This window comes from Pseudomonas sp. LB3P81 (genome assembly GCF_054897965.1).
This window is the reverse complement of the sequence record NZ_JBUBVG010000001.1, coordinates 4,740,451-4,766,571: the sequence shown is the minus strand read 5'-3', so window position 1 is coordinate 4,766,571 and position 26,121 is coordinate 4,740,451. Positions and strand designations below refer to the sequence as shown.

Sequence of the window (26,121 nt, the reverse complement as noted above, 5' to 3'; positions counted from 1 at the left end):
TTACTTACGCAGTTCGACGCGACGGTTTTGAGCCCAGGACTGCTCGTCGTTGCCGGTAGCAACTGGACGCTCTTCGCCGTAGGAAACCAGTTCAGCCTGAGCTGGGGAAACACCTTGCAGTACCAGGTAGCGTTGAACGGCTTTCGCACGACGCTCGCCCAGTGCCATGTTGTACTCACGAGTACCACGTTCGTCGGTGTTGCCTTCCAGAACAACGCGAGCGCCGTTTGCTTTCAGGTCTTTGGCGTGAACGTCCAGGGAGCGCATGGCTTCTGGCTTCAGGTCCGAGCTGTCGTATTCGAAGTAGAAGGTGGTGATTGCGCGCAGAGCAGCTTCTTCGCTCAGGGAGCCATCAACGGCACCAGTGTTAGCGCCGTAACCAGCGTTTGGATCAACAGCGCCTTCACCGGCATTGTCGCCGCCTTTGGACGAGCAACCTACAGCTACAGCCATGGCCAGAGCCAGCGCAGCAAATTTACCAAACTTCAGCATTTCCATCGTGAAACTCCTAATGAACCCCAATGTGTTAAGTACAACGTGTAGCGCCGCGTCAGTTCAGGTAAGGGGACCAGGACGGTTCTCTGACTTCGCCTTGTGCGGTAGGAAGCGGGAGCCTCACGCGTCCATTAATGGACACGAGCATCAAGACTCCCCGGCCCTGCTGGCGGGTGGCGTAGATTACCATGGTGCCGTTGGGCGCAACAGTAGGCGACTCGTCCAGAGTGCTATCAGTGAGGATTTTTACGCTTCCACGCTGCAAATCCTGGGCCGCCACCTTGAAATTAGTGAAGCCATCCTGGCGGTGAATCATCACCAGGGTCTTTTCATCAGCCGAAAGCTTCGGGTTGGCGTTGTAGTTACCGATAAAGGTCACACGCTCCGCACCGCCGCCACCCACGCTGGTTTTGTAGATCTGTGGCTTGCCGCCACGGTCTGACGTGAAGTAGATGGTCGAACCATCCTTACCCCAGAACGGTTCGGTGTTGATGCCGGGACCGTTGGTGACGCGAGTGATCTGACGCGAACCCAGGTTCATCACATAAATGTCCGGGTTACCGTCTTTCGACAGCACGAACGCCAGGCGATTGCCATCCGGCGACCAGGCAGGCGCACCATTCAGGCCTTCGAAGTTGGTGATCTGCTCACGGCGACCGGTGTCGATGTTCTGCATGAAAATACGCGGACGCTTCTGCTCGAACGACACATAAGCGATGCGCTTGCCATCCGGTGCGAAACGCGGCGACAGGATCGGCTCGCGCGATTGCAGCAGGGTCACGGCGCGGGCGCCGTCATAGTCCGAACGTTGCAGCGTGTAGCGCGTGTTCTTCTCGGAGAAACGCTCTGCAGTCACGTACAGCAGACGAGTCGAGAACGCACCTTTGATACCGGTGAGTTTTTCGAACGACTGGTCCGCAATGTAGTGCGACATGTCGCGCAGTTGATCAACGCTGCCCGACACGCTGCCGGTCAGCACTTGCTGCTCGGTAGCGACGTTGAACAAAGCGTATTGAACCTGCAGGCGACCGCCCGCCGGGGCAATGCTGCCGACCATGACGTACTGGGCGCCCAGCGCCTTGAAGTCACGGTAGATGATTTCGCTGGCCTGGCTCGGCTGGCTGATCATGTTCTGCTTTGGAATCGGCGAGTAGTAACCCGAGTTACGCAGGTCGTTCCCGATGATTTCGGCCATGTCGTCCGGCAGCACGCTGCCGCCCTGGTTGCCAAACGGTACGACGGCGATCGGCGTTGCCCGATCGCTGCCGCTGGTGACCAGAATGTTTTTTTCATCTGCTGCCGCTATCCCTGCCATGCAGCAGATCACGACCAGCATTCCTCGAAGAAGGTTTCTCACAAGGCTAGATCCTCAGGTGTGAATGTCATCTTGAATGAACGATACGGGGCGAAATCGCCCGGCTTCATTCCCTGCATTTCTGTCAAACGTCCAATATTCTTCACCGCCGCGACAGCCGAAGCGTCAAACGGACCGTCGCCACTGGACTTGGACACGCTGACCGAAGTCACCGTACCGTCCGGCAACATGCCGATTTGCAACACGACCGTCATGCCTTTGCGTGCCGAAGGTGGACGAGCCCAGCCTTCCGCTGCACGCGCACGAATCAGGTCATCGAAACTGCCGGCGACTTCGTCACCCTGCTCATCCGCCAAGGCCTGCTGGCGCTGCGGCGTGTCGGAAAGCAAATCTGCCAGGGCCTGAGCCTTTTTCTCTTCGGCGGATTTACGTGCCGCTTCCTGCGATTTTTTCTTCGCAGCATCGGCAGCAGCTTTCTTCTTCGCGTCTTCGGCGACTTTCTTCTTCGCCTCTTCAGCTTCAGATTTCTTCTTGGCGTCTTCCGCGGCTTTCTTCTTCGCGTCTTCGACGATCTTTTTCTTGGCTTCTTCAGCGGCCGCTTTCTTGGCCTCTTCTTCAGCCGCTTTCTTGGCTTCTTCTTCAGACTTCTTCTTGGCTATATCAGCCAATTGTTTCTCTTCAGCCTTTTTGGCTTCGGCGGTCTTCTTCGCTTCATCGGCTTTCTTGGCTTCATCAGCCTTTTTTGCCTCTTCCGCTTTCTTCGTCTCGTCGGCCTTCTTGGATTCTTCGGCTTTTTGAGCCGCGTCTTCCTTCTTTTGTTCCGCAGCCTTGATCGCTTCCTGCTCGATCAACTTCTGTTCCATCTGTTCGACTTCGGTCTGGCGCGCGGCGGATTTCTTCGCCTCACCCGCAATCTTCTGATTGGTCTGGGTGGTCGCCTGACTTTTCGATTTCAGCTGGTACAGGGTTGCCTGGACAATCGGCTTGGCCGGCGGCAGCTCCGGTGTGAAGGCAAAACTGACGAACAGCATGCCGAATACCAGCACGTGCAAGACAATCGCCCAGACACTAGGCCAGAAGTAGCTTTCCGAGGCTGTTGGCTCTCGCATTTGCTGCATCAGGGTGCCTCGGTAATCAAGCCAACATTACCGACCCCGGCTTTCTGCAATCCGCCCATGGCACCCATCACGGAACCGTAATCGACGGTCTTGTCGCCGCGAATGAACACCTGAGTACGTTTGCCGCCTTCAGTACCGGCGCGAATGATCTTGGTCACGGCGCTAGTCATTTGCGGCAAGGTCATGGCCTTGTCCTGCTGCTTATCGGTGTCGACTTCGCTGCCAAGGTTCCAGTAGTAGGTCTTGTCAGCCTTGATCGAAATGGTCAGGACCTGGGTGTTGTTGTCCTGCGGCAAGGCTTCGCTGGAAACCTTGGGCAGATCAACTTTCACGCCCTGATTGAGCATCGGCGCGGTCACCATGAAGATGACCAGCAGTACCAGCATCACGTCGATGTAAGGCACCACGTTCATCTCGGCGACCGGCTTGCGCTTTTTGCGAGCTCGAGCGATTAAAGCCATTGGAAATTACCTGCTTATTCTTCGCTGGTGTGCACTTTGCGGTGCAGGATCGCCTGGAATTCATCGGCGAAGGTGTAGTAACGACTGGTCAGCGTTTCGCTGCGAGCGGCAAAACGGTTGTAAGCGATAACGGCCGGGATGGCGGCGAACAGACCGATCGCGGTAGCAATCAGTGCCTCGGCGATACCTGGAGCCACAGTGGCCAGGGTCGCTTGCTGGGCAGATGCCAGACCACGGAAGGAGTTCATGATGCCCCAGACCGTACCGAACAGACCGATGTACGGGCTGACGGAACCGACGGTGGCGAGGAACGGCAGGCTCTGCTCGAGCTTTTCTTCTTCGCGGGAAATGGCGACGCGCATGGCGCGGGCCACGCCTTCCATAACCGCTTCCGGGTCAACGCCTGGCTGCTGCCGCAGACGAGAGAATTCCTTGAAGCCGGCGCGGAAGATCTGCTCGACGCCCGAATCCGGATCAGGGTTGCTGCCGGCCTGACGGTACAGCTTGGACAGATCGATACCCGACCAGAAGCGCTCTTCAAAGCTCTCCAGGGCACGTCGACCGGCGCGCAGCAAGTTGCTGCGCTGAAAGATCATGATCCATGAGGTCACCGATGCGGCTACCAGGATCAGCATTACCAGTTGCACCACGATACTGGCATTGCTGACCAGGCTCCACATGGAGGAATGGTCGACGACGTTAGCTTCCACGCTTTATCTCCTGCTTTGAGTGTGTACCCGCGCCGCTCACGTCGGCAAAGGCCGCACGTAGAGCTTCGGGAATGGCCCGGGGTTTCAAACTGTTAGTGCGCACACAGGCCACCAAAAACTGCCCTTCGCAGAGCAGCGCATTATCCGTGGCTCGCCTGACCTGCTGTTTGAAGCGCAGGCTGACACGGTTCAATTCGATTACTTCAGCGCTTACCAGCAGTTCGTCGTCCAGTCGCGCCGGCGCGTGATAACGCGCTTCGCTGGAATGCACGACAAACAACAGGTCCTCTCCTGCCAGCTGGGATTGGGCAAAGCCCAGCTCCCGGAGCCGCTCGGTTCGAGCCCGTTCCATAAACTTGAGGTAATTAACGTAATACACGATGCCGCCCGCATCGGTGTCCTCGTAATAAACGCGACAACGATGTGCGAACGGCTCAAGCCCGTTTTGCGCGCGCATACTCTAGTGCTTACTCCTCAGGTTGCCAATCCGGCCAGGCAACTGTTTTTCATTGATTCACGGCTTTCCGGCAAAACCACGGTCCTAGGACCGCACAATGCCCGAAAATTCTGCCCGCAAATGTTAATTAATCGTCCACGGCATCAAGGAACTCGTCTACCACGGGCATTTCGCCCATTCGTGACGGAATATTTAAACCGAAGTGCAGATAGGCGTGACGAGTGACGACCCGCCCGCGCGGTGTGCGCATGATGTAGCCCTGCTGGATCAGGTACGGCTCCAGCACGTCTTCGATGGTGTGGCGCTCTTCACTGATCGCGGCGGCCAGGCTGTCCACGCCGACCGGCCCACCGTCGAACTTCTCGATCATGGTCAACAGCAGACGTCGATCCTGGTGGTCGAAACCACGTTCGTCGACATCCAGCAGATTCAAGGCAAGATCGGCAATCGGTTTGGTGATGTGACCCTTGGCGCGAACTTCAGCGAAATCACGCACCCGGCGCAGCAAGCGGTTGGCAATCCGCGGCGTACCACGGGCACGGCGAGCGATTTCGAAGGCGCCTTCCGGGTCCAGCGGCAAGCCGAGGATGGTCGCCGAACGGCTGACAATCGTTGCCAGATCAGCCGTGCTGTAAAACTCGAGACGCTGGACGATCCCGAAACGGTCGCGCAACGGATTGGTCAGCATGCCGGCGCGAGTCGTCGCCCCCACCAGCGTGAAGGGCGGCAAATCCAGTTTGATCGAACGCGCAGCCGGCCCTTCACCAATCATGATGTCGAGCTGGAAATCTTCCATGGCCGGGTACAGCACTTCTTCGACAATCGGCGACAGCCGATGGATTTCGTCGATGAACAGGACGTCGTGAGGCTCGAGGTTGGTCAGCAGCGCAGCCAGGTCACCGGGACGCTCAAGGACCGGGCCGGAGGTGCTTTTGATCGACACGCCCATTTCCTGGGCGATGATGTTGGCCAGGGTGGTTTTACCCAGGCCCGGCGGGCCGAAGATCAGCGTGTGATCCAGGGATTCGTTACGTCCACGGGCCGCCTGGATGAACAACTCCATTTGCTCGCGAACGGTCGGCTGACCAATGTATTCGGCCAGACTGACAGGACGAATCGCCCGGTCCTGGACTTCCTCGCGGTCGCGAGGGCCAGGCGTGGCGGTTATCAGACGATCAGCTTCAATCACTTAGATCATCCCCTTCAGGGCACGACGAATCATGTCTTCACTGCTCAAACCTTTCTCCTTGATCGCGGAAATCGCCTTGCTGGCTTCCTGCGGTTTGTAGCCCAGGGAGATCAGCGCGCTGACCGCGTCATTTTCGGCGGTAGCGACCGGATGCAGCGCATCTGGCCCGCCCGGCTGGTTTGGCACCAGGGCAAACATCGCCGGTGCGGTTTCCCAGGCCTTGAAGCGATCCTTGAGTTCCACCAACAAACGCTCGGCCGTCTTCTTGCCCACGCCAGGCACCTTGGTCAGCGCCGAGGTGTCCTGGGATTGCACGCAACGTACCAGCTCATCGACTTCCAGACTCGACATCAAGGCCAGCGCCAATTTCGGCCCGACACCATTGAGACGAATCAACTCGCGAAAAAAGTCTCGCTCACGCTTGCTGGCGAAGCCATAGAGTAACTGCGCGTCTTCGCGTACGACCAAATGGGTGTGCAGCGTCAGCGGCTCACCGACCGACGGCAAGCGATACAGCGTGGTCATGGGCACTTCAAGCTCATACCCCAGACCGTTTACATCCAGAATCAGGTGCGGCGGCTGCTTCTCAGCCAGAGTGCCGCGCAAGCGTCCAATCACGTTTCAGATCCTTGAGCGTTGGCCAGACCTGTGCTGGCGACTGACAGAACAAGGGTTTTGCGCCGACAACACAGGCGCAAAACCCTCATTCCGTAAAAAATGACTGCTGATGCTATCAGAGACGCAGGCGTCCGCCACGACTGCGTGCCGTGCCCAAGCCATGTGGCAGCAGGCTGGAACGGGTGTGAGCATGGCATATGGCAATCGCCAAAGCGTCCGAGGCGTCGATTTGCGGCTTGCTGGTCAGTTTCAGCATGTGCATGACCATCATCTGCACCTGCTCTTTATTGGCGGCGCCGGTCCCGGTCACGGCCTGTTTGACCTGGGTGGCGGTGTATTCGGCGATTTCCAGATTTTCTTCGGCGCCGGCAACGATTGCCGCACCGCGGGCCTGGCCGAGTTTCAACGCGGAGTCGGCGTTGCGCGCCATGAAGACCTTTTCGATGCCCATGGTGACCGGGCCGTAGGTCTGGATGACTTCCCGCACGCTGCGATAGACGATTTGCAAACGCTCATGCAGTTCGCCGGAACCGGTGCGAATGCAGCCCGACGCGACGTACACGCAACCACGCCCGGTATCGCGTACCACGCCATAACCGGTAATGCGCGAACCGGGGTCTATACCAAGAATTAAAGTCATAACGCCTGCAGAAAGAGATCGCGTTGGCTGAGGATAACTGTGTAGGAGCTGCCGAAGGCTGCGATCTTTACAATAAAAAGCCAAAAATCAAAAGATCGCAGGCTTCGCCAGCTCCTACAGGGGCCAGGTGAAGGCTGCGATCTTTTACAAATGCATCAACCAAGCTGTGCGGCGACTGACTCGGGGATGTCGGCATTGGAGTAAACGTTCTGCACATCATCCAGGTCTTCAAGCATGTCGATCAGCTTGAGGACTTTCTCGGCGCCTTCCAGATCCAGTTCGGCGCTGGTGGTCGGCAGCATGACGACTTCCGCATCATCACCTTTGAAGCCGGCAGCTTCCAGTGCGTTACGCACGGAGTAGAAACCGGCGAACGAGGTGAACACGTCGATGGAGCCGTCTTCGTTGGTGACCACGTCATCGGCGTCGGCTTCCATGGCCGCTTCGATCAGGGCGTCTTCATCAACGCCCGGCGCGAAGGAAATCTGCCCCTTGCGCTCGAACAGGTAGGCGACGGAACCGTCGGTACCCAGATTGCCGCCGCACTTGCTGAACGCATGGCGAACAGCCGCTGCGGTGCGGTTACGGTTATCGGTCATGCACTCGACCATCACCGCCACGCCACCCGGGCCGTAACCTTCGTAGCTCAGCTCGACCATGTCGTCGGTGTCGGCAGCACCGGCGCCGCGCGCCACGGCGCGATCGATGATGTCGCGACTCATGTTCGCGCCCAGGGCTTTATCCAGCGCCAGGCGCAAGCGCGGATTGGAACCCGGATCACCGCCGCCCTGGCGGGCTGCAACGGTCAGTTCACGAATCCACTTGGTGAAAATCTTGCCCTTCTTGGCATCCTGACGTTCTTTGCGGTGCTTGATGTTCGCCCACTTGGAATGACCCGCCATAACTCGCTCCGAATTCACTTTTGAAACATTGCCCGCCACGCGAATTGCGTCGGCCAGCAAATAAAAATCTCGACCTAAAGAAAAGGCGCATCCCGGAAGGATGCGCCTTTGCGGTCAGCCTTACTCTGCCTTTGGCGTTTCGCGCAGACGAATGTGCAGTTCGCGCAATGCCTTGGCATCTACAACACCCGGCGCCTGAGTCATGACGCATGCTGCGCTCTGGGTTTTCGGGAAGGCAATCACTTCACGGATCGACTGGGCACCGGTCATCAGCATCACCAGACGGTCCAGACCGAAGGCCAGGCCACCGTGCGGCGGTGCGCCGTATTTCAGGGCGTCGAGCAGGAAGCCGAACTTCTCTTCCTGTTCAGCTTCGCTGATACCCAGCAGACGGAATACCGACTGTTGCATTTCCTTGCGGTGGATACGGATCGAACCGCCACCCAGCTCGGTGCCGTTCAGGACCATGTCGTAGGCACGGGACAAAGCGGTCGCCGGGTTGGCTTCCAGTTCTTCCGGTGTGCACTTCGGCGCGGTGAACGGGTGGTGCAAGGCGGTGAAGCTACCGTCGTCGTTCTCTTCGAACATCGGGAAGTCGACGACCCACATCGGCGCCCACTTGCAGGTCAGCAGGTCCAGGTCGTTGCCGACCTTGATCCGCAGCGCGCCCAGGGCTTCGCTGACGATCTTGGCCTTGTCGGCACCGAAGAACACGATGTCGCCGTCAACCGCGCCTACGCGATCAAGGATCACATTGAGGTTGGCTTCCGGGATATTTTTGACAATAGGCGATTGCAGCCCCTCGACGCCCTTCGCGCGCTCGTTGACCTTGATGTACGCCAGGCCCTTGGCACCATAGATGCTGACGAACTTGGTGTAGTCGTCGATCTGCTTGCGCGGCATGCTCGCCGCGCCAGGAACGCGCAGGGCGGCGATACGGCACTTCGGATCGTTGGCAGGACCGCTGAAGACCTTGAAGTCGACTTCTTTCAGTTGATCGGCAACGTCCACCAGTTCCAGCGGGTTGCGCAAGTCTGGCTTGTCGGAACCGTAACGACGCATGGCCTCTTCAAAGGTCATGTGCGGGAACTCACCGAACTCCAGATCCAGCACTTCCTTGAACAGGTTGCGGATCATGCCTTCGGTCAGGCCCATGATGTCTTTTTCATCGAGGAAGCTGGTTTCGATGTCGATCTGGGTGAATTCAGGCTGACGGTCGGCACGCAGGTCTTCGTCGCGGAAGCACTTGGCGATCTGGTAGTAACGGTCGAAGCCGGCCACCATCAGCAACTGCTTGAACAACTGCGGAGATTGCGGCAACGCGAAGAAGGAACCGGCGTGAGTACGGCTAGGCACCAGGTAGTCGCGAGCACCTTCAGGGGTGGCGCGAGTCAGGATCGGCGTCTCGACGTCGAGGAAGCCGTTCTCGTCCAGGTAGCGACGGATGCTGGTGGTCATGCGCGAACGCAGACGCAGTTTCTCGAGCATTTCCGGGCGACGCAGGTCGATGAAGCGATAACGCAGGCGGGTTTCTTCGCCGACGTCAGAGAACTCGTTGAGCGGGAACGGCGGGGTTTCCGCTTCGTTCAGGACTTCCAGCTCATAGCCCAGCACTTCGATCATGCCCGACGCCATGTTGGCGTTGCCGGCACCGGCCGGACGCAGGCGGACCTTGCCGGTCACTTTCACCACGTATTCGCTGCGCACGCGGTCGGCGGCGGCGAAGGTTTCAGCGCGATCCGGGTCGAACACCACCTGGGCCAGACCGTCACGATCACGGATATCGAGGAAAATCACCCCACCGTGGTCACGGCGACGGTGAACCCATCCGCAAAGGGTAATTTCCTGGCCTTCCAGGCTTTCGTTCAGTTGGCCGCAATAATGGCTGCGCATCATGGTAGTGGTTTCACTTCTCGTAATTCGAAATTCGGTTGGAGGCCTTGCACTCGGGATGATGCAAGAGCTCGCACGTGTCGTTCAACTCAGGTTCCAGACCCTAGTCGGCTTTGTCGCCGCCGGCCAGGTTCTTCTTGGAACCGGTCTTGAAATCGGTTTCGTACCAGCCGGTGCCGCTGAGGCGGAAGCCCGGCATGGACAGCATCTTTTTAAGCTCTGGCGCCTGGCAGGCAGGGCAGTCGACCAGCGGTGCTGCGCTGATCTTTTGAATGGCTTCCAACTGATGACCACAGGAAGCACATTGATAGTCGTACATCGGCATGGGGGTTGTCTCGGCGATCAGATTGCTACCGCACACGCTGGGTTTTGCGGCAAAGAGCGGGATTATATCCATTAAATGCAGCCTGTGCAGCCGTAAGACTGCACAGACCGACACTCGACGCTTTGCGCTGCCACGGGGGCTACGCCATGACGCCGCAACGCTCCTCCTTCAGGCTGTGCACAACGCAGACAACCCGCACCAGCCCGCTGAAATTCTTCACCCCGCCGTGCCGCAGATGCACTTCGCGATCCACATGGGACAGCAGGGCACTGACCGAGCAGCAATTGATCCTGGCCATCTCCCCCAAAATATCCCAATAAACCTGTTCAAGCCGCAAACAGGTGGCAAAGCCATTCAAACGTATCGACCGGGATAATGGCCGAGCCAGGCCCATGTCGAACTCACTGACAAACGGATCGATCCTTACATCCTTGAACGGACCCACCCTCCCCTCGTTTAACCTGCTTTCATAAACCATCCGTTGACACTCCTTTGCCATCCCTGGTTTCTATAAGAGCTATGTTGCAGGCCTTATAAAAGCGCAGGCGCAAAGTTATATCCAGATGACTTTATGACCATCATCGTAGGATAAGCCAACAACTGAAGGCAGATCATGGAGACCGTCCTAGTCAGGACAATGTCTTACGCAATCGGGTGAAAAATCATTCGACGCCCCCCTAAAGGGTAATGCTGTTCACTTAAGCGCAGGTGCCCACAGATTTCTTGCCCGCCTGAATATTTTTTTAAGTGAACAGCATTGCCCCTAAAGGCAATGAATTTCATCCGACAGGTGCAGGACCACTCTAGCAAGCCTGTCGCGCAACCGCAGTCCGGATTGCCCCCCGCGACCTGCGACAAATCGCCCCCGATGCACCGCTGGACTCCCTGATTTGAGTAGCTGCAAGCTTTGCTGTTAAATAGACAGTGTGTCGCTGGCGCCTATTTTTTCGGGCGCTGCGCATAGGCTGATACCGGGTGCGTGCCCAACGCCTCTTATAGTTCTGAAGCGAACCGCGCCCCATCAGCTCTTCCTTGTGATCCGTCTTAACGTGAGTTAATCAAAATGTTGAAAATCGTCCACCTGCTAATGGGCGCAGCAGCCCTGCTGCTGTCCTTCATCCCTAGCCTGCGATCCGAAGCTGTTCCTTACCTGCAACAACCCGATGCGCTGTACCTGGCCTTTTTCGGCCTGCTCAACCTCACCCTCGCACCTGTCATTCCCTACTGGAACAAAGGTCCGCGTCATCAACTGCAAAACCTGGTCAGCGCCCTGCTGGCTCTGACTGTTGTTCTGCAAACGCTGACGCTGCTCGCGCCGATGCCTGTCATCGCCGATCAACCTGCCGTTCTGTTCAGCCTGGTGGCTGCCCTGATCGCCGTTCTTCTGCACCTGGCCATCAGCTTCTACAAATCCTCACCGGCCACCGCTTCGCCAAGCTATGACATGAGCAACCGCGATACCGGCACCGTCAAGTGGTTCAACACCTCCAAAGGCTTCGGCTTCATTTCCCGTGATTCCGGCGATGATATTTTCGTGCATTTCCGGGCCATTCGTGGCGAAGGCCATCGCGTTCTGGTCGAAGGCCAGCGCGTGGAGTTCTCCGTCATGAATCGCGACAAGGGCCTGCAAGCCGAAGACGTCATCGCCGCGCTGCCGCGACGCTGATTCAAGGCTAAAAAAAAACCGCGAGCAGCCTGGCTGTTCGCGGTTTTTTTATTGCCTTTTTTAAACAAAAAGCCTTGAAACAAAAAACTCAGTAATGTGGCGGCGGCGCTTCTTCTTCAAAGGTTTCGAACTGACCGGCCATTTCCTCCTGCCGCTTGAGCAGGGCAGCCATTTGCAGTTGCAGACGCTCCACTGAGCGCTGCTGCGTCGCCAGCACATCGCTCAATGCCTGGATGGTGTCATCCTGAAACGCCAGCTGGCTCTCCAGATCGGTAACGCGTTCTTCCAGGCTCATGATTCAACCCTCCAGAAACGTGAAATCTTCGGTCAACACCAGGCGCAGCCGCTCGCGAATGACCGCGATCTGCTCCGCCGTGTACGGTTTGGCCGGGTGTTTGCCCCACACCGGCGCGGGCCAGGCGGCGTCCTCGCGTTTGCGCACAATCACGTGCATGTGCAACTGACTGACAACGTTACCCAGGGCTGCGACATTCAGCTTGTCTGCATCGAACGAATCCTTGAGCATTTCCGCCAGCGCGGTCGTTTCCTGCCACAGCTGCCGCTGATCGGTAACATCCAACTGAAATATCTCGCTGATATCGTCGCGACGCGGTACCAGGATGAACCACGGGTAGTTCGAATCATTGGACAACAGCAACCGGCTGAGTGGGAAATCTCCGATCGGTAACGTGTCTTGTTGAAGTCGTGGATCTAAAGCGAACACTGCGCGCACTCCCGGCTACTCATCATTTTCAGCTTAGCGCCCATCCCGAGAGACAGCGCACCAAGCGACAGGACGGCAGCATACCTGCGAACGTCTCCGGCTTCACGACGAACCACTGTCGAAGCGCGGCCATCATCGACAAACCGCAATGAGAGCGCCCTGACATGAGACATTTTCCGCGGGAGCGCACCATTACAGAACCGCTAACCACGCAAAAAAATACCAGAATGACCGAAAACCCAGGTCTGCTCACATTCCCCAACAGGCCGCGCTGTATGAATTCAGTACAGCGAATAAGATTTTTTGCGCCAAAATCGCACACTACGTCTACGCTGAGTGCGTCGGGCATCCGCCAATTACTCACTGTTGGGGTGAACCGGTAACGTTTTTGCGTGTCGCGCAGTCGGCCAGGGAGGTTCAACACGATGCTAACCATGGCGTCAAGCCCCATTAAAAGGTGCTTGTAACCCCCGGTTTTATGAGATTTTTACGGTAGCTGGCAGGCATTCAGAAAAAAAACCAGCGAAACTCTGATTTGTGCACGCTTGTTGCATTCACACTCACATCGCCTTCAGAGACGTCCGCTGGAAGTGGAAGCCTCAAGGCAATAAAAACAGTGGCAGGGTTGCCCGATGGAGATTCAATCGTTTCACCAAGGACTCTTTTTACCGATGCTCGCTCCTTGGAAAACAGCGCTGACGCTGTCATTCCTATTGCATTGGGGCTGTAAATTTGCGACATCTACCAAGCCGTTTGCGACAGGGTCGTAAAGAAGTCGAAAGGTTAGATGTGCAAGTATCGCCAACATGGTCAGCGTGATATAACTTTGCGCCGACTCAAAAAAGAAAGAGCCGCCCAGATAATAAAACAGGTGGGACGGCAGTACTCTTAAAACCAAAGGAGCAAATCACGATGCGCGTGATGAAGTGGAGCATGATCGCACTGGCAGTTGCAGCAGCAGCCAGTACTCAAATGGCTACGGCCGCACCTTTCGTAAGTGACCAGGCTGAAGCCAAGGGTTTTGTTGAAGACAGCTCGTTGAACTTGCTGGTTCGCAACTACTACTTCAACCGTGACAACAAAGACGGCGGCCGCGACGTCAAAGACTGGACTCAAGGTCTTTGGGGCACCTACAACTCCGGTTACACCCAGGGTCTTGTTGGCGTTGGTGTTGATGCATTCGGCTACCTGGCCATCAAACTGGATGGCGGCGATGGCACTTCCGGTTCGGGCAACATGAGCCGTAGCGACACCGTCAACGCCAACGGTGGCCGCGACGTCAACGACAGCCAGGGTAAAGCCGGCGCAGCCGTTAAATTCCGCGTATCCAAAACCGAGCTGAAATTCGGCGACATGTCGCCAAGCACTGCTCCAGTGTTTGCTGTTGGCGGTTCCCGTATCCTTCCTCAAGTTGCCAGCGGTTTCCAACTGCAGAGCAGCGAAGTCAAAGACCTTGACCTCGAAGCCGGTCACTTCTACTCGGGTTCCAGCCAGGACAAAAACGCCCGTGACGGCGACCTGTGGGCAAACTATGCTGGCGAGAAAGCCAACAGCATGGACTATTTCGGTGGCAAGTACGGCATTACCGATAACCTTTCCGCATCGCTGTATGGCGCCAAGCTGGAAGACATCTGGAACCAGTACTACGCCAACGTGAACCTCACCACTCCATTTGGTGGTGACACGTCGCTGAACACTGACTTCAACATCTATCGCACCACCGACACCGGTGACGCGAAAGCCGGTGACATCAGCAACACGGCCTACTCGCTGGCCACTGCTCTCTCGTTCCTGAAAGCACACACCATCACCCTGGCCTTCCAAAAGGTTAATGGCGATACCCCGTTCGACTACGTCGGTATCGGCAAGAACAACCGTGGCGGCGACTCGATCTTCCTCGCCAACTCCATCCAGTACTCTGACTTCAACGCCCCTGGTGAGAAGTCTGCCCAGGTTCGTTACGACCTGAAAATGGCTGAGTACGGCGTTCCAGGTCTGAGCTTCATGACCCGTTACGTGAAAGGTTGGGACATCGACGGCACCAAAACCCCAGCAAACAGCGCTTACACCGGTTTCTATGGTGAAGACGGCAAGCACAACGAAACCAACTTCGAAGCCAAGTACGTTGTTCAGTCTGGCCCGGCAAAAGATCTGTCCGTCCGCTTCCGTCAAGCTTGGCACTTTGCTAACGCCGACGAAGGTGAAGGCGACGTGAAAGAGTTCCGTGTGATCGTCGACTACCCGCTGTCGATTTTGTAATCGCATCCAGTTAGTTTGCGGTAACAAATAAAAAGGCCCATCTTCGGATGGGCCTTTTTTGTTGCCTGTGTTGCTTACTGCACTGCTGATTCCTGAACCACTCGAATCACCCGCTGTGGAAACGGGATATCGATACCGGCCGTTTTCAACCGGTCCCGCGATTGTTCGTTAAACATGAACATCACATCCCAGTAATCCGCCGTCTTCACCCACACTCGCAGGGAAACAGTAATGGAACTGTCGCCCAGGGTAGAAATGACCGCCTGCGGAGCCGGCTCAGCCAAAATGCGCTCATCCTTGGCCAGATCAAGCAACACTTCACGGGCCTTCTGCAAGTCCGCTTCGTAATCCACACCCACATCGAACACGACCTTGCGGGTCGGCTGACGATTAGTGTTGGTGATGATGCCGTTCGACAGGTTGCCGTTAGGCACGATGATGGTTTTGTTATCGCCGGTGCGCAGCACGGTGTGGAAGATCTGAATGCTGTCGACAGTGCCGGCCACCCCTTGAGCTTCGATCCAGTCACCAATACGGAACGGACGGAACAGCAGAATCAGCACGCCACCGGCGAAGTTCGCCAGGCTGCCCTGCAACGCCAGACCAATTGCCAGACCCGCCGCACCGATTGCCGCAACGAAGGAAGTCGTTTCCACGCCGATCATCGAGGCCACGCTGACGATCAGCAAAATCTTGAGAATAATGTTCGCCAGGCTGCTGATGAACCCTTGCAGCGCCAGGTCGGCGTTACGCAGCGCGATCAGACCGCCCAGTTTCTGCGTCACTTTATTGATCAGCCACCAACCGATGGCCAGTGTGATGATCGCCAGCAGCACACGGCTGCCGTATTCCATGATCATCGGAATCCAGGCTTGGGACGCCTTGACCAGGTTGTCCACTTCAGCATTCAAGTCCATCTACGTTCTCCTGATTTCCGGCTACCCGGCACGCGAAAAAATAAGCGGCAGAAAGGCTGCTCCCTTCCGGGGACAGCCTTTCTGCCGCTGCTTGGGCCTCGGACGCCGAAAACGCCGAGAGGTTCCCACTGAACAATCAGTCGCGGAAGTTGTTGAACTGCAGCGGCATGTCGAACGTCTTGGCGCGCAGGGCCGCGATGGCTTCCTGCAAATCGTCACGCTTCTTGCCGGTGATGCGCACTTGCTCGCCCTGAATGGCCGCTTGAACCTTCAACTTGGCGTCCTTGACGTGAGCGACGATTTTCTTCGCCAGCTCTTTGTCGATGCCTTCCTTGAGGACGGCTTCCTGCTTCATCAGCTTGCCCGACGCGTAGGCATCCTTGACTTCAAGGCACTGCACGTCGATTTTGCGCTTGACCAGCGCCAGCTTGAGGATCTCAATCATCGCTTCGAGCTGGAAATCGGCTTCAGCGGTCAGGTTGACGGTCAGGTCCTTTTCCTTGAACTCGAAGGTGCCTTTGCCTTTCAGGTCATAACGACGATCGAGTTCCTTGACGGCGTTCTCGACCGCGTTGGTGACTTCGTGTTTGTCCAGTTCGGATACCACGTCGAACGACGGCATGTAATCTCTCCAATAAAGGGCGCGCTCGATCAAGATGGAGCACGCCTGGCTTGCGGTTAAAATCCGCGCTGATTATAACGGGTCTTTCCCATCATTCACTGCGAGCCTCCGATGAGCGCCTTAAACAGAGCAAAAAGCTGATGTCCACGACCTGGCATGTTTTGGGCGCCGGCAGCCTCGGCACCTTATGGGCCACGCGTCTGGCGCGGGCCGGGGTGCCGGTCAGGCTGATTGTGCGGGATGCGGCGCGTTTACAGTCTTATCAGTCAGCGGGCGGTCTGACGCTGGTGGAGCACGGCGAAGCAAAAACCTGGGACATACCCGGCGAGACGGCCGACAGCGACGAGCCGATCAATCGCCTGCTGGTGGCCTGCAAAGCCTACGATGCCGAGCAGGCCGTGGCCCGACTGGCACCGCGACTGGCGCCTGGCGCCGAGCTGATCCTGTTGCAGAACGGCCTCGGCAGTCAGGACGCTGTCGCCGCGCAGATTCCGCAGGCGCGCTGCATTTATGCGTCGAGCACCGAAGGCGCGTTTCGCGATGGCGACTGGCGCGCAGTGTTCGCCGGTCACGGTTACACCTGGCTGGGGGATGCCGGACATCCCGTGGCGCCAATCTTGCTGGATGACGTGAGTGCCGCCGGCATCCCCCACGAATGGAGCACTGACATTCTCACAAGGCTGTGGCGCAAACTGGCGCTCAACTGTGCGATCAATCCGCTGACGGTGCTGCACGATTGCCGCAACGGCGGCTTGCAAGACCATCACTGCGAAGTCGCCACCCTCTGCGGTGAATTGACCGAGTTGCTTGAACGCTGCGGCCAGCCGGCAGCGGCCGAGGACCTCCAGCAGGAAGTCGAGCGGGTGATTCACGCCACAGCAGCCAATTTCTCCTCGATGTATCAGGACGTCGCGAATCGGCGCCGAACCGAAATCAGCTACCTGTTGGGCTACGTCTGCAAAATTGCCTCGCGACATCAGCTGAACCTTCCGCACCTCAACCAGTTGCAACAGCGGCTGATTACCCATCTGCACAGCCTTGGATTGCCCAGCGACTGAGCAGCGGCTACGCTGGCCACTTGTTCCTTTTCAGCGATAAAACTGATGCCATTGCGCGAGCGCCTTGAAAACCTTCCGGTCGGCCAGAAACTGCTGGCTGCCCTGCTGGTGCTATTGACCACCGTTTTGCTGGTTGCCAACCTGACCTTCATCAGCGCCGCGTACTACATTTCCCAGGAAAGCATGGCGCCCCAGGCCTTGCAAACCATTGGCCGGCTGGTGTCCAACCCGAGCCTGGTGTCCGAAGCACTGGCATCGCCACAAAGCGCGCAACGCCTGCTCAATGAACTCAACAGTTACTCACCTTTGCGCGCAGCGGCGCTGTATAACGGCAAGGGTGAACGACTGGCGCAGTTGCAACAGAGTGATCATCTGAACCTGCCGGAGCGCTTCCGCCACATCGAATCCTGGCAAGCCACTGAATTTCGCAGCAATCAGCTGATCACCCTGCCCCGCCCCGGCACTGCGCCCGGCCACTTGTTACTGGTCGCCAGCAGCGAGTTGCCAATGGCCTTCTACACCGGGACTTTGACCGCCAGCCTCGGCATCCTGATTTTCAGTGTGCTGTTGTGGCTGGTGATCGCCCGGCAGATCAAACACCTGATAACGCGGCCGATCCATCAGTTGGAAGAACTGTCCCGGCAAGTGACCCGGGAAGAGAACTACGCCCTGCGCGCTTCCCGCGGCAACCACGACGAAATCGGCAGTCTGGCCGAGGCCTTCAACACCATGCTCTCGCGGATCGAGGCGCGGGAGCAGCAACTCAAACGCGCGCGTGACGATTCTCAGGCCGCTTACGATCAGGCCCAGGGCCTGGCCGAAGAAACCCGTCACACCAACCGCAAACTGGAACTCGAAGTCCAGGTGCGCAGCAAGATCGAGAAGAAACTCACCGGGTTTCAGAACTACCTCAACAGCATCATCGACTCCATGCCATCAGCGCTGATCGCCCTCGACGAGCAGCTCTACGTGACGCAATGGAATCAGGAGGCCAGCGCCCTCTCCGGCACGCGGCTGGACGAAGCGCTGAATCAGCCGATCTTCCTCGCCTTCGAACCGCTCAAGCCATTTCTGCCGCAGCTCAAACAAACCGTCGAGCAACACACAGTGGCGAAGATCGAGCGCGTGACCTGGTTCAAGGACGATGAGCCCAAGCAATACGCCCTGACGTTTTACCCGCTGATGGGCGGCGCCGGGCGTGGCGTGGTGATCCGAATCGACGACATTACCCAGCGCCTGTCCCTGGAAGAAATGATGGTGCAGTCGGAAAAAATGCTCTCGGTCGGTGGCCTCGCCGCCGGCATGGCCCATGAGATCAACAACCCGTTGGGCGCGATCCTGCATAACGTGCAGAACATTCGCCGGCGCCTGTCCCCCGAGCTGCCGAAAAACCTCGAACAGGCCGAACAGATCGGCATCGAGCTGGACACGGTCAACGAGTACCTGAAAGCGCGTGAAGTGCCGCAGTTACTCGACGGCATTCAGCAGGCGGGCGCACGGGCAGCGAAGATCGTGACCCACATGCTCAGTTTCAGCCGCCGCAGCACCCGGCAAATGGCCCCGTGCGATCTACCGGCGCTGATCGATCAGGCCGTGGAAATCGCCGGCAACGATTTCGACCTGGCGATCGGCTTCGACTTCAAGGGTCAGGCGATCATTCGCCAGTTCGATCCGACGCTGGGCCCAGTGCCCGGCACCGCCAACGAACTTGAACAAGTGCTGCTCAACCTACTGAAAAACGCCGCGCAAGCCATTCACCAGCGCGAAGATGACCGTGAGCCGGGGCGAATCATTCTTCGCACGAAGCTGAATCCACCGTGGGCGGAAATCCAGGTCGAGGACAACGGCATCGGCATGAGCGAGAGCGTGCGCAAACGCACCTTCGAGCCGTTCTTCACCACCAAGGAAATCGGTCAGGGCACCGGGCTTGGGCTGTCGGTCTCGTATTTCATCATCACCAACAACCACAAAGGTCAGATGGAAGTGCAATCGACCCTGGGCCAAGGCACCTGTTTCACTTTGCGTCTGCCGTTGGCGAGCAGCCCGCTCGTCTCTCAAGAACTCAATCAGCTATCGAGGTAACCATGGGCTTTCGCTTGTCGAAGATTTACACCCGAACCGGCGACAAAGGCGAAACCGGGCTGGGCGACGGCCGCCGTGTGCCCAAGGACCACCCGCGGATCGAGGCCATTGGTGAAGTCGATACGTTGAACAGTCAGGTCGGTGTGCTGTTGGCCGGGCTGGCGGCGGAAAGTGGTGAGTATCCGGGTTTGAACGAAGTGATCGAGGTGTTGGCACCTTGTCAGCATCGGCTGTTCGATCTGGGTGGAGAGCTGGCGATGCCGGTGTATCAGGCGCTGAACGCGGCAGAAATTGAACGCCTGGAAGCGGCGATTGATGTGTGGAATGAAGAACTGGGGCCGCTGGAGAATTTTATTCTGCCGGGCGGTTCCGCGCTGATTGCCCAGGCTCATGTGTGCAGAAGTCTGGCGCGCAGTGCCGAGCGGCGGTGTCAGCATTTGAATGCGATTGAACCGTTGGCCGGGGTTGGGTTGGCGTATATCAATCGGTTGTCGGATTTGTTGTTTGTGGTGGCGCGGTTGATTGCGAAGCGTCAGGGGGTTGCGGAGATTCTTTGGCAGCCGGCGGTGAAGCCTCAGGATTGATCGGCGCCTGTAAGGCCCCCTTCGCGAGCAAGCCCGCTCCCACATTGGAACTGCGGCGTACACAAATCAAATGTGGGAGCGGGCTTGCTCGCGAAGAGGCCAGTAGTTACACCAAAGAATCAGGCCAGAACGCCCGAATCCCTGCCACACCTTGGGCGCCCGCCTCCCAGGCCTTCTGCTGCTCAGCCGGGCCAACGCCACCCAGCAAGAACACCGGTTTGCTGAACCCCTCGATCAATACCGAAGCCTGCTCCCAACCCAACGGCTGAGCCCCCGGGTGCGTCAAGGTCGGCTGCACCGGCGACAAGGTCACAAAGTCCACGCCCATCTGCTCCGCCAGCGCCAGTTCTTCAGCGTTATGGCAGGACGCCGCCAGCCAGCGCGACGCCGGCAGCGGACGGCCGGCAGCCGCGTATTTGCGCAGTTGTGCCGAGGTGATGTGCCAACCGGCCGACGGGAAATCGCCCAGCCACTCGAACGGCCCCTTGATCATCAACTGCGCCTTGCCGGCACACAGCCCCGCCGCATCCACCGCCAGGTCGCGGTATTTCGGGTCGTAGCCGTTGGGCGCCCGCAGCTGGATCAGCTTGATACCGCCTGCGATGGCTTTCTGAATTCCACGCAGCAGGGCCGGGGTTTCCAGGTCTTCGGGGGTAATCAGGTACTGCGCAGGCAACCGTGCGGCTGCAACGATCGGCTGATTGGCTGCCGGAAATTCATAGCTCGGCAGATCACGCGGCGCGACCCACTCCAAAGGCTGGCCTTCGGCACCGTGTGGTTCGCCGGTAAAGGCCGAGACTTCCCAGACATCCAGCAACACTTGCTTGTCCGGGTAGTCATGACGGACCTTGATCAATGGTCGTGCAGCGTTGACCACAATCCCCAACTCTTCGTGAAGCTCGCGAGCCAACGCGGTTTCGACTGCCTCATCGGCCTCGACCTTGCCACCGGGAAACTCCCACAGGCCGCCCTGATGCTGAGTGTCGGCACGACGCGCGATAAGAATTTTGCCAACGCTGTCACGGATAACAGCGGCGGCCACGTGTACTCGTTTCACTGCCCGACCTCCTCCAGACCTGCCTTTTGCCAGGCCTTGAAGGCTGGCCATTGGTAGATCGTTTCGACGTAGGCCTCATCCACCGCCGGCAACTTCACCTGATAGGTGCGCAGACGAACGGCAATTGGCGCGAAGAAGGCATCAGCCAGGGTCGCGCCGCCAAACAGGAACGGACCGGTTTCGGTCGCGGTTTCGCGGCACTCGGCCCACAACGCCAGCATGCGTTCGATGTCCGCCTGGACGTCAGCCGGCGTCGGCGACAGCGGTGCGTCGCGGCTCAGATCGAACGGCATGTTGCCACGCATGGCGAAGAACCCGGCGTGCATCTGCGCGCACGCCGAACGTGCCTGGGCGCGGGCGGCGACGTCTTTGGGCCAGAGGCCGGCGTCAGGGAATTGTTCGGCCAGGTACTCGGCAATCGCCAGGGAATCGGCGATGGTGCCGTGTACGGATTTCAGCAGCGGGACTTTACCGGTCGGCGAATGCTTGAGCAGACGTTCACGGGTGTCCGGCTGGTTCAGCTTGATGAGCTCTTCGGTGTATGGAGCGCCGGCAAGATCGAGGGCCAGTGCGCCGCGCAGGGACCAGGAGGAAAGCAGTTTGTCGCCGATGATCAGGTGGAGGCTCATGTTCGGGACCTTTTGATGAGGGAAACAGGCCAGAATTTTTAGTGTCTGGTAGTCCGCCTTCGCGAGCAAGTCGGATCGCCGCACCGCCGCTCCCACAGGGGATTGTGATGTACACAAATCCAATGTGGGAGCGGGCTTGCTCGCGAATGGCGACGACTCGGTCTTAAGTACGGTACTCGGCGTTGATCTTCACGTATTCGTGGGACAGGTCAGTGGTCCAGATGGTTTCGCTGCACTCGCCGCGACCCAGTTCGATACGGATGGTGATCTCTTCCTGCTGCATCACCGCCGCGCCCTGGGCTTCGGTGTAGGTCGATGCGCGGGCGCCACGGCTGGCGATGCACACGTCACCTAGGAACACGTCGATTTTGCTCACGTCCAGGTTTGGCACGCCGGCACGGCCGACGGCGGCAAGGATGCGGCCCCAGTTCGGGTCGGACGCGAACAGTGCGGTCTTGATCAACGGCGAGTGAGCCACGGTGTAACCGACGTCCAGGCATTCCTGGTGATTGCCGCCGCCGTTGACTTCAACGGTGACGAACTTGGTCGCGCCTTCGCCGTCGCGAACGATGGCCTGGGCCACGTCCATGCACACTTCGAATACGGCCTGCTTGAGCTTGGCGAACATTTCACCGCTCGCGGAGGTGATTTCCGGCAGCGCGGCCTGACCGGTGGCGATCAGCATGCAGCAGTCGTTGGTCGAGGTGTCGCCGTCGATGGTGATGCGGTTGAATGACTTGTTGGCGCCATCCAGCAACAGGTTTTGCAAAACATCGCGGGAGACTTTGGCGTCGGTGGCGATGTAGCCGAGCATGGTGGCCATGTTCGGACGGATCATGCCCGCGCCTTTGCTGATACCGGTGACGGTGATGGTCACGCCGTCATGCTGAAACTGGCGGCTGGCACCCTTTGGCAGGGTGTCAGTGGTCATGATGCCGGTGGCGGCGGCTTCCCAATTGTTCACCGACAGATCGTCGAGAGCGGCTTGCAGTGCGCCTTCGATCTTCTCGACCGGCAGTGGTTCGCCGATCACACCGGTGGAGTACGGCAGCACCAGACTGGCATCGACGCCGGTCAATTCAGCCAGTTTTGCGCAAGTGCGCTCGGCGGCGGCCAGGCCCGGTTCGCCGGTGCCGGCGTTGGCATTGCCGGTGTTGGTCAGCAGGTAACGCACCGGACCTTGCACGCGCTGCTTGGCCAGGATCACCGGCGCGGCGCAAAAAGCGTTCAGGGTGAACACGCCCGCGACGGTGGAACCTTCGGCACAGCGCATGACCACGACATCCTTGCGCCCAGGGCGCTTGATACCGGCCGAGGCGATACCGAGTTCAAAACCGGCAACCGGGTGCAACGTTGGCAAAGGACCAAGACCAACAGCCATGAATGCGCTCCTTAATAAATGATGTCAGCACCGCTTTCAGGAAGAACGGTGGTGTAAATGGCAAAACGCCGCGACGGCTGATGCCGGTCGCGGCGCGGGTATTTCAGCGTATGAAACGGGTTTTACTGGATCTGCCCGTGGCAATGCTTGAATTTCTTGCCCGAACCGCAGTAGCACAGTTCGTTACGGCCCAGCTTCTGTTCGTTGCGTACCGGGGCGACGGCGAGGGCTACATCAACCTCTTCACCGAGCAGTTCCGGTTGCTCGAGACCAGGCGCTTCGTCGTGCTGGAACTGCATGCGCGCCGCCAGTGCTTCGGCTTCCTGGCGCAGGCGTTGTTCTTCTTCGATCGGGTCTTCGCGGCGAACCTGGACGTGCGACAGCACACGAATCGAGTCGCGCTTGATCGAATCCAGCAGCTCGGAGAACAGCGTGAACGACTCGCGCTTGTACTCTTGCTTCGGGTTCTTCTGGGCGTAGCCACGCAAGTGGATGCCGTGACGCAAGTGGTCCATGGTCGACAGGTGATCTTTCCACAGGTCGTCCAGCACGCGCAGAACGATTTGCTTCTCGAAGGTGCGCAGCGCATCGGCGCCGGCCTGGTCTTCTTTCTCGTTGTACGCTGCAATCAGCTCCTGCATCAGTTTCTCGCGCAGGGTTTCTTCGTACAGGTGATCGTCTTCGTCGAGCCATTGCTGGATCGGCAGTGCCACACCGAAGTCGCTCTGCAACGCCGCTTCCAGACCGGCCACGTCCCACTGCTCAGGCAGCGATTGCGGTGGAATGTGTGCGCTGACGGTCGCGTTGAGTACGTCCTGACGGAAGTCGGCGATGGTTTCACCGATGTTGTCGGCGGCCAGCAACGTGTTACGCATGTGATAGATCACTTTACGCTGTTCGTTGTTGACGTCGTCGAACTCGAGCAGTTGCTTGCGGATATCGAAGTTGCGACCTTCAACCTTGCGCTGGGCCTTCTCGATGGCGTTGGTCACCATGCGGTGCTCGATCGCTTCACCGGACTGCATGCCCAGGGCTTTCATGAAGTTCTTCACCCGGTCAGAGGCGAAGATGCGCATCAGGCTGTCTTCCAGCGACAGGTAGAAACGGCTGGAACCGGCGTCACCCTGACGACCGGCACGACCACGCAGCTGGTTGTCGATACGGCGCGATTCGTGACGTTCGGACGCGATCACCTGCAAGCCACCCGACTCGAGCACTTGCTGGTGGCGTTTCTGCCAGTCGGCCTTGATCTGGGCAATCTGCTCCGGCGTTGGATCTTCCAGGGACGCGACTTCCACTTCCCAGTTGCCGCCCAACAGGATGTCGGTACCACGACCGGCCATGTTGGTGGCGATGGTCAGTGCACCCGGGCGACCGGCCTGGGCAATGATCTCGGCTTCTTTTTCGTGGAACTTGGCGTTCAGAACCTTGTGCTCGATGCCTTCCTTCTGCAGCAGCGCAGACATGTGTTCGGAAGTTTCGATGGTTGCAGTACCCACCAGCACCGGACGGCCGTGAGTCATGCACTCCTTGATGTCGTTGATGATCGCCGCGTATTTCTCTTCGGCGGTCAGGAACACCAGGTCGTTGTAGTCTTTACGCGCCAACGGCTTGTTAGGCGGGATGACCATGACCTGCAGGCCGTAGATCTGGTGGAATTCGAACGCTTCGGTGTCCGCGGTACCGGTCATGCCGGACAGCTTGTTGTACAGACGGAAGTAGTTCTGGAACGTGGTCGAGGCCAGTGTCTGGCTTTCGGCCTGGATGTTCAGGTTTTCCTTGGCTTCGATGGCCTGGTGCAGGCCTTCGGACAAACGGCGACCCGGCATGGTACGACCGGTGTGTTCGTCGACTAGGACGACCTGACCGTCCTGCACGATGTATTCAACGTTGCGATTGAACAGCTTGTGGGCGCGCAGGCCGGCATAAACGTGGGTCAGCAGGCCCAGGTTGTGCGCCGAATACAGGCTCTCGCCTTCAGCCAGCAGGCCAACGCGGGTCAGCATGTCTTCGATGAACTGGTGACCGGCTTCGTTGAGTTCGACCTGACGGGTCTTCTCGTCGACGGTGTAATGGCCGGCCTTGGTGACTTCGCCTTCGACTTCTTCGACGTGCAATTGCAGCTGCGGGATCAGTTTGTTGATCTCGATGTACAGCTTCGAGCTGTCCTCGGCCTGACCGGAAATGATCAGCGGAGTACGGGCTTCGTCGATGAGGATGGAGTCGACTTCGTCGATCACGGCAAAGTTGAGTTCGCGCTGGAATTTTTCTTCCATGCTGAACGCCATGTTGTCGCGCAGGTAGTCGAAACCGAATTCGTTGTTGGTGCCGTAGGTAATGTCGGCGGCGTAGGCCTGACGTTTCTCTTCCGGCGGCTGGAATGGCGTGACCACACCGACCGACATGCCGAGGAATTCGTAGAGCGGACGCATCCAGTTGGCGTCACGGCGGGCCAGGTAGTCGTTCACGGTAACAACGTGCACGCCTTTGCCGGACAGCGCGTTGAGGTAAACGCCCAGTGTGGCCACCAGGGTCTTGCCTTCACCGGTACGCATTTCCGCGATCATGCCTTCATGCAAGGTCATGCCGCCGATCAGCTGGACATCGAAGTGGCGCATACCCATGACGCGCTTGCCGGCTTCGCGGGCGACCGCAAAGGCTTCTGGCAGCAGCTTGTCGAGGGTTTCCCCTTTGGCGATGCGGGCCTTGAACTCATCTGTCTTGGCACGCAATTGATCGTCCGAAAGGGCCACCATTTGCTCTTCGAAGGCATTGACGAGTTGCACCGTCTTGAGCATGCGTTTGACTTCACGCTCGTTCTTGCTTCCAAAAAGTTTCTTTAACAAAGGCGCAAACATATCGGCAGGATCTTCCACACTAAAGGGATGGAGGGCGGCCCCGTGAGTCGCCCGTGCAGCCCTCATGGCCGCATGCGAACGAGCATTCTACCCGGAAACGATGGTGAGGAAAGTGGCGTTGTTCCACGATGCATGCACTGCGTTGTAACGGGGCTCACTTA

At 58.3% G+C, this 26,121-nt stretch carries 27 protein-coding genes; 5 read left to right on the top strand and 22 right to left on the bottom strand.

Annotated elements, in window-relative coordinates; translation table 11 throughout:
• The 13 genes from pal to ACYZTL_RS22045 all read right to left on the bottom strand — a co-directional run bounded on the left by pal (position 1) and on the right by ACYZTL_RS22045 (position 10,601).
• The gene (pal, locus tag ACYZTL_RS22105) at positions 1-498 is read right to left on the bottom strand and encodes a peptidoglycan-associated lipoprotein Pal (protein ID WP_461953521.1); all 498 of its coding nucleotides are present in this window, start codon (positions 496-498) and stop codon (positions 1-3) included.
• Positions 499-550: 52 nt separating this feature from the next.
• Complete coding sequence (gene tolB / locus ACYZTL_RS22100) at positions 551-1,831, bottom strand: Tol-Pal system beta propeller repeat protein TolB (RefSeq protein ID WP_461954356.1); 1,281 nt, start codon at positions 1,829-1,831, stop codon at positions 551-553.
• Between the two features lie 17 nt (positions 1,832-1,848).
• Complete coding sequence (tolA, locus tag ACYZTL_RS22095) at positions 1,849-2,928, bottom strand: cell envelope integrity protein TolA (protein WP_461953520.1); 1,080 nt, start codon at positions 2,926-2,928, stop codon at positions 1,849-1,851.
• Positions 2,928-3,380, bottom strand: coding sequence for a protein TolR (gene tolR / locus ACYZTL_RS22090; protein WP_461954355.1), 453 nt, complete (start codon positions 3,378-3,380; stop codon positions 2,928-2,930). Before tolR ends, tolA begins: the two co-directional genes overlap by 1 nt.
• 23 nt (positions 3,381-3,403) lie before the next feature.
• Positions 3,404-4,099 carry a protein TolQ gene (gene tolQ / locus ACYZTL_RS22085; RefSeq protein WP_461953519.1) on the bottom strand — a complete coding sequence of 232 codons (696 nt, stop codon included), beginning with the start codon at positions 4,097-4,099 and terminating at the stop codon, positions 3,404-3,406.
• Positions 4,089-4,556 carry a tol-pal system-associated acyl-CoA thioesterase gene (ybgC, locus tag ACYZTL_RS22080; RefSeq protein WP_054044992.1) on the bottom strand — a complete coding sequence of 156 codons (468 nt, stop codon included), beginning with the start codon at positions 4,554-4,556 and terminating at the stop codon, positions 4,089-4,091. Before ybgC ends, tolQ begins: the two co-directional genes overlap by 11 nt.
• A 127-nt stretch (positions 4,557-4,683) precedes the next feature.
• Positions 4,684-5,745 carry a Holliday junction branch migration DNA helicase RuvB gene (gene ruvB, locus ACYZTL_RS22075; RefSeq protein ID WP_461953518.1) on the bottom strand — a complete coding sequence of 354 codons (1,062 nt, stop codon included), beginning with the start codon at positions 5,743-5,745 and terminating at the stop codon, positions 4,684-4,686.
• Entirely contained in the window at positions 5,746-6,363 is a 618-nt protein-coding gene (ruvA, locus tag ACYZTL_RS22070; protein ID WP_461953517.1) for a Holliday junction branch migration protein RuvA, read from the bottom strand.
• Positions 6,364-6,478: 115 nt separating this feature from the next.
• Entirely contained in the window at positions 6,479-7,003 is a 525-nt protein-coding gene (gene ruvC, locus ACYZTL_RS22065) for a crossover junction endodeoxyribonuclease RuvC (protein ID WP_461953516.1), read from the bottom strand.
• 155 nt (positions 7,004-7,158) lie between these two features.
• Complete coding sequence (locus ACYZTL_RS22060; protein WP_461953515.1) at positions 7,159-7,905, bottom strand: YebC/PmpR family DNA-binding transcriptional regulator; 747 nt, start codon at positions 7,903-7,905, stop codon at positions 7,159-7,161.
• Positions 7,906-8,025: 120 nt separating this feature from the next.
• Positions 8,026-9,801, bottom strand: coding sequence for an aspartate--tRNA ligase (gene aspS, locus ACYZTL_RS22055; RefSeq protein ID WP_461953514.1), 1,776 nt, complete (start codon positions 9,799-9,801; stop codon positions 8,026-8,028).
• Positions 9,802-9,901: 100 nt separating this feature from the next.
• Positions 9,902-10,123 carry an FmdB family zinc ribbon protein gene (locus ACYZTL_RS22050; RefSeq protein WP_010457489.1) on the bottom strand — a complete coding sequence of 74 codons (222 nt, stop codon included), beginning with the start codon at positions 10,121-10,123 and terminating at the stop codon, positions 9,902-9,904.
• A gap of 139 nt (positions 10,124-10,262) precedes the next feature.
• Complete coding sequence (locus tag ACYZTL_RS22045; protein WP_461953513.1) at positions 10,263-10,601, bottom strand: ribbon-helix-helix domain-containing protein; 339 nt, start codon at positions 10,599-10,601, stop codon at positions 10,263-10,265.
• A 585-nt stretch (positions 10,602-11,186) separates the two neighbouring features.
• Between ACYZTL_RS22045 and ACYZTL_RS22040 the strand changes: the two genes are divergently transcribed.
• Positions 11,187-11,789 carry a cold-shock protein gene (locus ACYZTL_RS22040; RefSeq protein WP_461953512.1) on the top strand — a complete coding sequence of 201 codons (603 nt, stop codon included), beginning with the start codon at positions 11,187-11,189 and terminating at the stop codon, positions 11,787-11,789.
• 88 nt (positions 11,790-11,877) lie between these two features.
• Here ACYZTL_RS22040 and ACYZTL_RS22035 read toward each other — a convergent pair whose 3' ends face one another.
• From ACYZTL_RS22035 to ACYZTL_RS22025, 3 genes are all read right to left on the bottom strand, one after another.
• Entirely contained in the window at positions 11,878-12,084 is a 207-nt protein-coding gene (locus ACYZTL_RS22035) for a SlyX family protein (RefSeq protein ID WP_461953511.1), read from the bottom strand.
• A gap of 3 nt (positions 12,085-12,087) precedes the next feature.
• On the bottom strand, positions 12,088-12,513 hold the full coding sequence (locus ACYZTL_RS22030; RefSeq protein WP_461953510.1) for an HIT domain-containing protein: 426 nt from the start codon (positions 12,511-12,513) through the stop codon (positions 12,088-12,090).
• Positions 12,514-13,020: 507 nt separating this feature from the next.
• Complete coding sequence (locus ACYZTL_RS22025; RefSeq protein WP_461953509.1) at positions 13,021-13,254, bottom strand: hypothetical protein; 234 nt, start codon at positions 13,252-13,254, stop codon at positions 13,021-13,023.
• Positions 13,255-13,425: 171 nt separating this feature from the next.
• On the opposite strand from ACYZTL_RS22025, the gene ACYZTL_RS22020 reads away from it, so the two are divergent.
• Positions 13,426-14,772, top strand: coding sequence for an OprD family porin (locus tag ACYZTL_RS22020; RefSeq protein WP_461953508.1), 1,347 nt, complete (start codon positions 13,426-13,428; stop codon positions 14,770-14,772).
• A gap of 74 nt (positions 14,773-14,846) precedes the next feature.
• Here the strand turns inward: ACYZTL_RS22020 and ACYZTL_RS22015 are convergent, their stop codons facing one another.
• Together ACYZTL_RS22015 and ACYZTL_RS22010 are read right to left on the bottom strand one after the other, a co-directional pair.
• On the bottom strand, positions 14,847-15,689 hold the full coding sequence (locus ACYZTL_RS22015; protein WP_008029242.1) for a mechanosensitive ion channel family protein: 843 nt from the start codon (positions 15,687-15,689) through the stop codon (positions 14,847-14,849).
• 136 nt (positions 15,690-15,825) lie between these two features.
• Positions 15,826-16,311 (bottom strand): YajQ family cyclic di-GMP-binding protein, encoded by a 486-nt coding sequence (locus tag ACYZTL_RS22010; RefSeq protein ID WP_007906601.1) that lies wholly within the window; start codon positions 16,309-16,311, stop codon positions 15,826-15,828.
• A gap of 140 nt (positions 16,312-16,451) precedes the next feature.
• Between ACYZTL_RS22010 and ACYZTL_RS22005 the strand changes: the two genes are divergently transcribed.
• Genes ACYZTL_RS22005 through ACYZTL_RS21995 form a run of 3 tightly spaced genes read left to right on the top strand, consistent with a single transcriptional unit; the run spans position 16,452 to position 20,035 of the window.
• Positions 16,452-17,369, top strand: a complete 918-nt coding sequence (locus ACYZTL_RS22005) for a putative 2-dehydropantoate 2-reductase (protein ID WP_461953507.1) — start codon at positions 16,452-16,454, stop codon at positions 17,367-17,369.
• A gap of 45 nt (positions 17,370-17,414) precedes the next feature.
• A complete protein-coding gene (locus ACYZTL_RS22000) occupies positions 17,415-19,451 on the top strand; it encodes a sensor histidine kinase (protein ID WP_461953506.1) in 2,037 nt (678 codons plus the stop codon).
• Between the two features lie 2 nt (positions 19,452-19,453).
• Positions 19,454-20,035, top strand: coding sequence for a cob(I)yrinic acid a,c-diamide adenosyltransferase (locus ACYZTL_RS21995; protein ID WP_461953505.1), 582 nt, complete (start codon positions 19,454-19,456; stop codon positions 20,033-20,035).
• 106 nt (positions 20,036-20,141) lie between these two features.
• On the opposite strand, the gene ACYZTL_RS21990 is transcribed toward ACYZTL_RS21995, so the two are convergent.
• The 4 genes from ACYZTL_RS21990 to secA form a co-directional block, all read right to left on the bottom strand.
• Positions 20,142-21,092, bottom strand: coding sequence for a Nudix family hydrolase (locus ACYZTL_RS21990; RefSeq protein ID WP_461953504.1), 951 nt, complete (start codon positions 21,090-21,092; stop codon positions 20,142-20,144).
• Positions 21,089-21,721, bottom strand: coding sequence for a glutathione S-transferase family protein (locus tag ACYZTL_RS21985; RefSeq protein ID WP_461953503.1), 633 nt, complete (start codon positions 21,719-21,721; stop codon positions 21,089-21,091). Before ACYZTL_RS21985 ends, ACYZTL_RS21990 begins: the two co-directional genes overlap by 4 nt.
• A gap of 163 nt (positions 21,722-21,884) precedes the next feature.
• Positions 21,885-23,102, bottom strand: a complete 1,218-nt coding sequence (gene argJ / locus ACYZTL_RS21980; RefSeq protein ID WP_461953502.1) for a bifunctional glutamate N-acetyltransferase/amino-acid acetyltransferase ArgJ — start codon at positions 23,100-23,102, stop codon at positions 21,885-21,887.
• Positions 23,103-23,224: 122 nt separating this feature from the next.
• The gene (gene secA, locus ACYZTL_RS21975) at positions 23,225-25,960 is read right to left on the bottom strand and encodes a preprotein translocase subunit SecA (protein WP_461953501.1); all 2,736 of its coding nucleotides are present in this window, start codon (positions 25,958-25,960) and stop codon (positions 23,225-23,227) included.
• Between the last annotated feature and the right edge of the window lie 161 nt (positions 25,961-26,121).

Bases quoted from the DNA above. Each gene is read 5' to 3' on its own strand.
- ruvC (WP_461953516.1), bottom strand. From the start codon at position 7,003: ATGACTTTAATTCTTGGTATAGACCCCGGTTCGCGCATTACCGGTTAT.
- tolB (WP_461954356.1), bottom strand. From the start codon at position 1,831: ATGCTGGTCGTGATCTGCTGCATGGCAGGGATAGCGGCAGCAGATGAA.
- ACYZTL_RS22060 (WP_461953515.1), bottom strand. From the start codon at position 7,905: ATGGCGGGTCATTCCAAGTGGGCGAACATCAAGCACCGCAAAGAACGT.
- ybgC (WP_054044992.1), bottom strand. From the start codon at position 4,556: ATGCGCGCGCAAAACGGGCTTGAGCCGTTCGCACATCGTTGTCGCGTT.
- ACYZTL_RS22015 (WP_008029242.1), bottom strand. From the start codon at position 15,689: ATGGACTTGAATGCTGAAGTGGACAACCTGGTCAAGGCGTCCCAAGCC.
- ACYZTL_RS22025 (WP_461953509.1), bottom strand. From the start codon at position 13,254: ATGTCGCAAATTTACAGCCCCAATGCAATAGGAATGACAGCGTCAGCG.
- ACYZTL_RS22010 (WP_007906601.1), bottom strand. From the start codon at position 16,311: ATGCCGTCGTTCGACGTGGTATCCGAACTGGACAAACACGAAGTCACC.
- ACYZTL_RS22005 (WP_461953507.1), top strand. From the start codon at position 16,452: ATGTCCACGACCTGGCATGTTTTGGGCGCCGGCAGCCTCGGCACCTTA.
- ACYZTL_RS22035 (WP_461953511.1), bottom strand. From the start codon at position 12,084: ATGAGCCTGGAAGAACGCGTTACCGATCTGGAGAGCCAGCTGGCGTTT.
- ACYZTL_RS22020 (WP_461953508.1), top strand. From the start codon at position 13,426: ATGCGCGTGATGAAGTGGAGCATGATCGCACTGGCAGTTGCAGCAGCA.
- secA (WP_461953501.1), bottom strand. From the start codon at position 25,960: ATGTTTGCGCCTTTGTTAAAGAAACTTTTTGGAAGCAAGAACGAGCGT.
- ACYZTL_RS22045 (WP_461953513.1), bottom strand. From the start codon at position 10,601: ATGGTTTATGAAAGCAGGTTAAACGAGGGGAGGGTGGGTCCGTTCAAG.
- ACYZTL_RS22000 (WP_461953506.1), top strand. From the start codon at position 17,415: ATGCCATTGCGCGAGCGCCTTGAAAACCTTCCGGTCGGCCAGAAACTG.
- tolA (WP_461953520.1), bottom strand. From the start codon at position 2,928: ATGCAGCAAATGCGAGAGCCAACAGCCTCGGAAAGCTACTTCTGGCCT.
- ACYZTL_RS22040 (WP_461953512.1), top strand. From the start codon at position 11,187: ATGTTGAAAATCGTCCACCTGCTAATGGGCGCAGCAGCCCTGCTGCTG.
- aspS (WP_461953514.1), bottom strand. From the start codon at position 9,801: ATGATGCGCAGCCATTATTGCGGCCAACTGAACGAAAGCCTGGAAGGC.
- ACYZTL_RS21995 (WP_461953505.1), top strand. From the start codon at position 19,454: ATGGGCTTTCGCTTGTCGAAGATTTACACCCGAACCGGCGACAAAGGC.
- ACYZTL_RS22050 (WP_010457489.1), bottom strand. From the start codon at position 10,123: ATGCCGATGTACGACTATCAATGTGCTTCCTGTGGTCATCAGTTGGAA.
- ACYZTL_RS21985 (WP_461953503.1), bottom strand. From the start codon at position 21,721: ATGAGCCTCCACCTGATCATCGGCGACAAACTGCTTTCCTCCTGGTCC.
- pal (WP_461953521.1), bottom strand. From the start codon at position 498: ATGGAAATGCTGAAGTTTGGTAAATTTGCTGCGCTGGCTCTGGCCATG.
- argJ (WP_461953502.1), bottom strand. From the start codon at position 23,102: ATGGCTGTTGGTCTTGGTCCTTTGCCAACGTTGCACCCGGTTGCCGGT.